The organism is Reyranella sp. (assembly GCF_050185545.1).
GTDB lineage: Bacteria > Pseudomonadota > Alphaproteobacteria > Reyranellales > Reyranellaceae > Reyranella.
On sequence record NZ_JBFWZI010000068.1, the window covers coordinates 34,806 to 35,322 of the forward strand.

Consider the following 517-nt stretch of genomic DNA (forward strand, 5'->3'; position numbering starts at 1 on the left):
GATACTCGCGGGACCGCTCAGGGGGGGGTGGGCGCCACCCCTTGGGCGCTCTACTTGTTTATTACACACTCCTTGCGCGCCTTCGGTGTGGCGCGCTCCCAGCCATGAAAAGTCAGATGACCCAGGAAATTTGCAAGCCGGGCTTCGAGCGTGTCGCCGAGGCCTTCGTCGACAACCTTCAGAACAATGGCGAGGTCGGCGCGTCTGTCTGCGTCACCGTCGACGGCGAGACCGTCGTCGATCTGTGGGGGGGCGTCGCCGATCCGAAGACCGGCGCGGCGTGGGAAGCCGACACGGTGAGCGTGGTGTTCTCGTGCACGAAGGGCGCGACGGCGCTCTGCGCCCACGTGCTGGCGAGCCGCGGCCAGCTCGATCTCGATGCGCCGGTGGTCGAGCAGTGGCCCGAGTTCGGCCAGAACGGCAAGGAGCACGTCACCACGCGCATGATGCTCGACCATTCGGCCGGCGTGCCGGCGCTGCGTGCGCGCCTCAAGGACAGCGGCCCCTACGAGTGGGA

The 517-nt window shown here is 67.5% G+C and carries 1 protein-coding gene; it reads left to right on the plus strand.

The window, feature by feature from the left end; genetic code table 11:
* Positions 1-116 precede the first annotated feature (116 nt).
* Positions 117-517, plus strand: a 401-nt coding sequence (locus tag AB7O82_RS19005) for a serine hydrolase domain-containing protein (RefSeq protein ID WP_428619938.1), incomplete at its 3' end; no start/stop codon positions are given.